6 protein-coding genes and 1 pseudogene are annotated in these 7,171 nt (G+C 72.1%); 3 read left to right on the forward strand and 4 right to left on the reverse strand.

Going from position 1 to position 7,171, the window contains the following annotated elements; translation table 11 throughout:
- Nucleotides 1-185 precede the first annotated feature (185 nt).
- Genes ACFHWE_RS23210 through ACFHWE_RS23225 form a run of 4 tightly spaced genes read right to left on the reverse strand, consistent with a single transcriptional unit; the run spans nucleotide 186 to nucleotide 3,653 of the window.
- The gene (locus tag ACFHWE_RS23210) at nucleotides 186-938 is read right to left on the reverse strand and encodes a sirohydrochlorin chelatase (RefSeq protein ID WP_416603998.1); all 753 of its coding nucleotides are present in this window, start codon (nucleotides 936-938) and stop codon (nucleotides 186-188) included.
- Nucleotides 939-988: 50 nt separating this feature from the next.
- Complete coding sequence (locus tag ACFHWE_RS23215) at nucleotides 989-1,690, reverse strand: phosphoadenylyl-sulfate reductase (RefSeq protein WP_416603999.1); 702 nt, start codon at nucleotides 1,688-1,690, stop codon at nucleotides 989-991.
- Nucleotides 1,691-1,700: 10 nt separating this feature from the next.
- A complete protein-coding gene (locus ACFHWE_RS23220) occupies nucleotides 1,701-1,901 on the reverse strand; it encodes a hypothetical protein (RefSeq protein WP_416604000.1) in 201 nt (66 codons plus the stop codon).
- A 54-nt stretch (nucleotides 1,902-1,955) separates the two neighbouring features.
- Complete coding sequence (locus tag ACFHWE_RS23225) at nucleotides 1,956-3,653, reverse strand: nitrite/sulfite reductase (protein WP_416604001.1); 1,698 nt, start codon at nucleotides 3,651-3,653, stop codon at nucleotides 1,956-1,958.
- Between the two features lie 402 nt (nucleotides 3,654-4,055).
- Between ACFHWE_RS23225 and ACFHWE_RS23230 the strand changes: the two genes are divergently transcribed.
- The 3 genes and pseudogenes from ACFHWE_RS23230 to ACFHWE_RS23240 all read left to right on the forward strand — a co-directional run.
- A complete protein-coding gene (locus ACFHWE_RS23230) occupies nucleotides 4,056-5,066 on the forward strand; it encodes a YihY/virulence factor BrkB family protein (protein ID WP_416604002.1) in 1,011 nt (336 codons plus the stop codon).
- 359 nt (nucleotides 5,067-5,425) lie between these two features.
- Nucleotides 5,426-6,880, forward strand: coding sequence for a hypothetical protein (locus tag ACFHWE_RS23235; RefSeq protein WP_416604003.1), 1,455 nt, complete (start codon nucleotides 5,426-5,428; stop codon nucleotides 6,878-6,880).
- A 32-nt stretch (nucleotides 6,881-6,912) separates the two neighbouring features.
- Nucleotides 6,913-7,171: pseudogene (locus ACFHWE_RS23240) on the forward strand (hypothetical protein); the annotation flags it as partial.

Below are 7,171 nucleotides of genomic sequence, written 5' to 3' on the forward strand. Positions count from 1 at the left end.
TGCGAGGGCGCGAAGGCACGCCGCAGGCGCCGAAGGTTCCCGTTCTCCGGGCGCCCGAGCAGAGAAAGGCTGTGCCGTCAGGCGTCCGTTGAGGGCGGTGGTGGGCGACGGTCAGGGCAAGGACCGCGCCGTCAGGCGTCCGTTGAGGGCGGTGGTGGGCGACGGTCAGGGCAAGGACCGCGCCGTCAGGCGTCCGTTGAGGGCGGTGGTGGGCGACGGGCGGGCGGAGGTTCAAAAAACACAGCCCCCGCGGCTGTGTCGTAGCGCTCCAGAACCACCTCGGCCAGCTCCTTGGCGTCGCCCAGCGCCTCGGAGACCACCGCCGCACCGGCCGCCGCCGACCGCTCGCGGACCCGGTCGGCGAAGAACCCCGGGGCCAGCAGGTAGGTGGCCACCGCCACCCGCTCCGCGCCCCCCTCCAGCAGCGCGGCCACGGCCTCGCCCGGTCCGGGCGAGGCCGCCGACGCGTACGCCGGGACCGCCTCCCGCCAGGGCGCGCGCCCGGCCAGCTCCTCGGCCATAGCCCCGACGGTGGCGTTGGCCTCCGGATCACTGGACCCGGCCGCCGCCAGCACCAGGGCCGTACCCGGGTCCGGTGCGGCACCCGCCTCGGCCAGGCGCCGCTCCACCGCCGCCGACAGCAGCGGGTGCGGACCCAGGGCGCGGGCATAGCGCACCCTTGGCCACCGCGGCCCGCCTTCGGCCAGGACCCCGGGCAGGTCCACCTTGCTGTGGTAGGCCGCTGTGAGCAGCGCCGGCAGCACCACCACCTCGTCCGCACCGTCCCGGCCCAGGCCTTCCATCGTCTCCGCCACGCCCGGGGCCGTGTGGTCCAGGTAGCACAGCCGCACGTCCAGGCCCGGCCGCTGGGCCCGGACCCGGTCGAACAGCGACGACACGGCCGCCGCCGACCGGGGATCGGTACTGCCGTGCGCCACGGCCAGGAGTGGAGTCCCCGCCGCTCCCGGCCCCGGCACGCGTCCGCCCGTCAAAGGTGGATACCGCACTCGGTCTTGCCGGTCCCGGCCCACCGGCCGCTGCGGGGGTCTTCGCCCGGAGCCACCCGCTTGGTGCAGGGCTCGCAGCCGATCGACGGGTAGTCGTCGTACTGGAGGGGGTTGACGAGCACGCCGTGCTCGGCCATGTAGGCGTCCACCTGATCCTGCGTCCACCGCGCGATCGGGTTCACCTTGGTCATACGGCGGCGCTCGTCCCACTGCACGACGGGGGTGTCGCGGCGGGTCACCGAGTCCTCCCGGCGCAGACCGGTCAGCCACGCGCTGTAGGGCTCCAGCGCACGCTGGAGGGGCTCGACCTTGCGCAGGTGGCAGCAGAGCTCCGGGTTGCGGCCGTGCAGGCGCGGCCCCAGCGCCAGGTCCTGCTCGGCCACCGTGCGCCTGGGCTCGATGTTGTGCAGGGTGATGTCGTACACCGACTCGACGGCGTCGCGGGTGCCGATGGTCTCGGGGAAGTGGTATCCGGTGTCCAGGAAGATCACGTCGATCCCCGGGACGACCCTGGCGGCCAGGTCGACCATCAGGGCGTCGGCCATGGACGAGGTCATGCACAGGCCGGACCCGAAGGTCTCCGAGGCCCAGGCGATGATCTCCTGGGCCGAGGCCTGTTCGAGTTCACGGGCGGCCCGCTCTGCCAGCTCGGGGCCGCCCACGGGGGCGGTGGTGGGGTTCATCGTCAGCCTTTCAGCCTTCCGGCGGTCTGGAGGGGGTGCTGTCTGACGACAGCGACGCCGAGCGCAGCCCGACGTAGGTCACCCGGAAGACCCGGGCGCAGGAGAGGCACGACCAGGGGTAGCCCAGCCCCTCGACCGCGGCGCCCTCCTCGGGCACCAGGTCCTCGTCACCGCAGTAGGGGCAGTAGTGGGGAGCGGCTCTCTCGGACACGGCGCACCTCGCTTCTCCTCGGGTGGCGGGCCCGGCTCCGGCCGGGCCCGCCGGCTACTTGAGATCGGCGTCGTCGGCCCGGGCCACCCAGTCGGCGAACGCCTCTCCGTCCTTCCTTCCCTCCTGGAACCGGCGCAGTACCCGCTCGACGTAGTCGGGCAGCTCCTCGGCGGTGGTCTTGAGCCCGCGCACCTTCTTGCCGAAGGCGTTCGTGAGACCCATACCGCCGCCCAGGTGGATCTGGTAGCCCTCCACCTGCTCGCCCCGGTCGTTCATCACGAGCTGGCCCTTGAGACCGATGTCGGCGACCTGGATGCGCGCACACGAGTTCGGGCAGCCGTTGACGTTGATGCTCAGCGGCTCGTCGAACTCGGGCAGGCGCTTCTCCAGCTCGTCGATGAGGGTCTCGGCGCGCCCCTTGGTCTCCACGATCGCCAGCTTGCAGAACTCGATGCCAGTGCAGGCCATGGTCTGGCGGCGGAACGTGCTCGGCCGGACCTGGAGCTCCTCCGCCTCCAGCGCGGCGGTGATGGACTCCACCCGCTCCTCGTCCACGTCCAGGATGACCAGCTTCTGGTCGGCGGTCGTGCGGATGCGGTCCGACCCGTGCGCCTCGGCGATGTCGGCCACACGCGCCAGCTTGGTGCCCGACACCCGGCCCACCTTCGGGGCGAAGCCGACGTAGTACCTTCCGTCGCGCTGGCGGTGCACGCCCACGTGGTCGCGCTCCAGGCCCGGGTCCAGCTCCGGGGCGGGGCCGTCGGGCAGGGTGTAGCCGAGGTACTCCTCCTCCAGCACCCGGCGGAACTTCTCCGCCCCCCACTCCTTGATGAGGAACTTGATCCGGGCGCGGGTGCGCAGGCGGCGGAAGCCGTAGTCGCGGAAGATCGAGCAGACCCCCGCCCACACCTCGCTCACCTGGTCGGGGCGCACGAACGTGCCCAGGCGCTTGGCGAACATCGGGTTGGTGGACAGGCCGCCGCCCACGAACAGGTCGTAGCCGGCCTCCCCGGACGCGTCGCGCACGCCCACGAAGGCGATGTCGTTGATCTCGTGGTTGGTGCAGTAGGAGGAGCACCCCGAGATCGACGACTTGAACTTGCGCGGCAGGTTGGAGAACAGCGGACTGCCGATGTGGTCCTCGTAGACCTGGAAAACCTCCGGGGTGGCGTCCAGCACCTCGTCCTCGGCCACGCCGGCCAGCGGACAGCCCAGGATCACACGCGGGGTGTCGCCGCAGGCCTCCATGGTGGACAGGCCCACCGACTCCAGCTTCTCCCAGATCGCCGGCACGTCCTCGACGCGCACCCAGTGCAGTTGGACGTTCTGCCGGTCGGTGATGTCGGCGGTGTCGCGGCCGTAGTCCCGGGAGATCTCGGCGACCGCGCGCATCTGGGCGACCGACAGTTGGCCGCCGTCGATGCGCACGCGCAGCATGAAATAGCGGTCGTCGAGCTCCTCGGGTTCGAGCACGGCCGTCTTGCCGCCGTCGATGCCCGGGGCGCGCTGGGTGTAGAGCCCGAACCAGCGGAAGCGCCCGCGCAGGTCGGCGGGGTCGATGGAGTCGAACCCGGCCTTGGAGTAGATGTTGATGATCCGGTCGCGGACGTTGAGCCCGTCGTCGTTCTTCTTGTTCTCCTCGTTCTTGTTCAGCGGCTCACGGTAGCCGAGGGCCCACTGGCCCTCGCCCCGCCGGCGACGGGGCTTGGCCGTCGCGGCGGTCGTGCCGGGCTGCGCGGAAGAGGGAGGCATCGCGGGTGTCTCCGAATAGGGTCGCGGGCCGCTCACGGGGTCCGGCGCCCGCACCGCTGGCCCGAACGCACCGCACGCCGTCGTGCCGGGTGGATCGGTCGGAGACCGCGAGTGTGGAATCGAAAGGGACGAGCGCCGGTCCGCGAGCAGCCCTGAGTCAACGGGTGCGTCTCAAGCGGACAGATCAACCGACGCTACAACAGATGGCACTGCGGACCCGCAGGTAGTCCACGTGGCGGCGCACGCAGAGCATGGGGTCCAGAGCAGCGATCATGACAACGAGAATGGCACGCGGAGTCACCTTTTGTCCAGGAGCAGCCCGGCCGGAGCCGGCGTGAGTCACATCACCGCCGGTCCGGGGGCGGTCGGCGTCCCCCTTCGGAGAACCGCTACCGTTCTCCCGTGACGGGATTCTGGGAGGGACTGTGGCGCCTCATCGGCGCGTGGCTGCACAGGCACCCCGCCACGCACAACGCCCTCCTGCTGCTCCTGCGCACGATCCGCGCCTTCTCCCGTGACCGGGTGCTCGGGCTGGCCGCGGAGTCGGCGTTCTTCTCCCTGATCTCCCTGCCCGCACTCCTGCTGTGCCTGCTGGGGGCGCTGGGGCCACTGGCAGCCGTGTTCGGCGAGGGGATGGTCGACGAGATCCGCCTGCTGATGCTGGACACCGCGGCCCGGGTCCTGACCGCGGAGACCGTCGCCGGGGTCGTGGAACCGCTCGTCGACGACTTCCTCGGCGGGGTCGAGGGCGGCCTGCTCTCCCTCACCTTCCTGGTGTCGCTGTGGTCGGGCTCACGGGCGATGAACGTGTTCATCCGCTCCATCACCATCGCTTACGGCCTGAACGAGCTCCGGGGCTGGATGCGCCAGCGCATCCTGGCCTTCGTCGCCTACCTCGGCGGGCTGGTGTTCACGGCCCTGGTACTGCCCGTCCTGGTGGCCGGACCCGACCTGGTCCACCGCCTCCTGCCGTTCACGGTCGGCCGCCTCGGCCTGCTCTACTGGCCCGCCGTCGGCCTGACCGCCACGGTCGCGGTCACCCTCCTGTACGCACTCAGTGTCCCGGTGCGCATGCCCCTCTGGCGGCACCTGCCCGGTGCGCTGCTCGCGACGGCCGTGCTGATGACGGGCTCGGCCGGGCTGCGCGCCTACCTGAACGTCTCACTGGGCGAGGTGAACATCTACGGTTCCCTGGCCGCTCCGATCGCCATCCTGGCCTGGCTCTACGTCATGGCCATCGCCGTGCTGGCCGGGTCCTCGCTCAACTCCGAGATCGACGCTCTGTGGCCGACCGTGCGCACCGCCTCCGCCCGGGTGGAGGTCGCCGACCGCGGTGTCGAACGCGCCGACCGACTGGCGCGGCGCCGCGAACGGGCCGTCATCGCGACCATCTCCGAGAACGGCGGGCGCTGACACCGCGCCGTTGGCCGGAACCGGCCAATTTCGGTGTGAACCTATCGTCCTTCCCGGGTGTCCTTACCGAGGCCGGTGCGACGCGGACGGGACCGCACCGGCTGCCGAAGGCCGAGGCAGTGGGCAGGGGTGCCGGTGTGATGATGGGACGAGGCTCCGGTGGCGGGGCCGACAACGGCCGAGTCCCCGATGGCGGACGACGCGGCCCGCCCGGTCGCGGACGGCTGCGGTCAGTATCATCGTCACCGCGCACGGAAACCGATGACACACCCCTCGTCACGGCCGCCCGCGGCCCCGGGCCGCCCCCCGTGTCCGGCCCCCCGCACGCACAGATCCACCCTTCTACCTCCGGAGGCAGCATGAGCCGGGCGTCCCGCCCCGGGCAGTCCCGGCCCACCGTCGTCATCGTCATCGCCCCCGACGAGCGCAGTGCCGAGATCGCCGTCGAGGGGCACCGCCAGATCGTCGCGGGCAGGGTGCCCAAGGAGACCAGGCGGGCGGCGCTGGACGTCGCCACCGGCTACGCCGCCAGGGTCGGACAGCCCGTCCTCGTCGACGCGCGCGACGCCAGCGGTTTCTGGCGCCTGGTCGCCACCCCGGACGGGGTGGTCAGGGCCGCGGACCGGGTCGACCCGGGACCCGCGCCTGCGCCCCGCCCCTCCGAGCGCGCCCGCGGCGGTGCCGGGCGCAGGCTGCTGATCGTGGGGGCCGCCGCCCTGGCCCTGGTCCTGGTCGCCGCGGTCGGGGTGTTCGTCCTGCGCTACCTGCCCGGTTCCCCCCTGGCCTCCGGGGCGGACGCCGAGGCGACCGGCGAGGGCGGCGACGGCGCCCCGGAGCAGCTCGCGGTCGCCGCCCCTCCGGGCTTCTCCCGGACGATCGCCTTCGATCGGCCGGTCGCCCCGGGAAGCGAGGTGCGGATCAGCCGGGACGGTGAGCACATGTCCCACGTCGACCCCGAGGGGCGGCTCACCCTCTCCGACACGGCGGGCGAGCCGCTCTGGCAGGTCGAACTCCCGGGGGACCCGGCCGGGTTCCTTGGCGCCCCGCGGTTCGTGGAGTACGGCGGGGACGGGGCCATCGTCATCGAGACCGCCGAGGCCCTGTGGTTCTGGCCGCTGGAGGAGCCCGAGCCGGCCAGTGTGGACCTCCCCGACGGCGCGCGGGTGCAGTACGTCGGCGGCTCGCCGCTGGTGTTCGACGGCGGCGAGCCGTCCATCCCGGTCGACGGCGGCCTGGAGGGGGTCGACCCGCCCGAGGGCGCCGGCGCCATGTTCGCCACCGGTGAACGGGTCCTCGCCGCCAGGGTCAGCGGCCCCTGGTTCTGGATCGACCGCGACGGGATCGTCGCCGAGGTCGTCGGTCGGCGACCCGAGGGCGCCGGCGGGGTGGACTCGGTGGTCACCGCCCTGCGCGAGTACGTCATCGTCCTCTGGCAGCCGGAACAGGGCGAGGATGGCCACTTGACCTACCACGACCGCGAGGACGGCTCCGTGGTCGGCACCGTCGAGATCGATCCGGCCGACCTGGCGAACGTGGACCACCGGTCGCTGGCCGTGGGGACCGACATCCTCGGCTACGGCCACACGGTGGTCGACCCCGGGACCGGCGAGGGCGTGGCCGTGCCCGGCTTCGAATCGCAGATCGCCGTCGGCGACCAGGTCTTCGGACACATGGACGACGGGCGGTCGGTGGCGGTGGGTGCCGACGGTGAACCGGTCGAACTCGCGGACGGAGCGAACTTCCCCGTCGGGCTCCTCGGGACCAACGCCATCGTGGTCCACGACGACCACCTCTATGCCATTTCCCCCCGATAAGAGCAGCACACGAGAATAGAGAGAGGAGTGGAATGTCCTCCAAGAGACGGGCACTGACAGTGACCGCCGCAGGTCTGTTCATGACCGGGTTCGCGGCCGGTCCGGTCTACGCCGACACTCTCGACGACACGGTCCCTGCCCCGGACCTCCTGCCGTACGACGCGCCTTCCCCCGGCGACGGCGGTACTGGCGGTGACAGTGGTTCCGGCGGTGACGGCGGTGAAGGCCCCGGTGACGGCGGTACTGGTGGGGACACCGGTGGTGACGGCGGTACTGGTGGGGACACCGGTG

Source organism: Nocardiopsis sp. LOL_012 (genome assembly GCF_048060475.1).
In the GTDB taxonomy this organism is placed as follows: Bacteria; Actinomycetota; Actinomycetes; order Streptosporangiales; family Streptosporangiaceae; genus Nocardiopsis.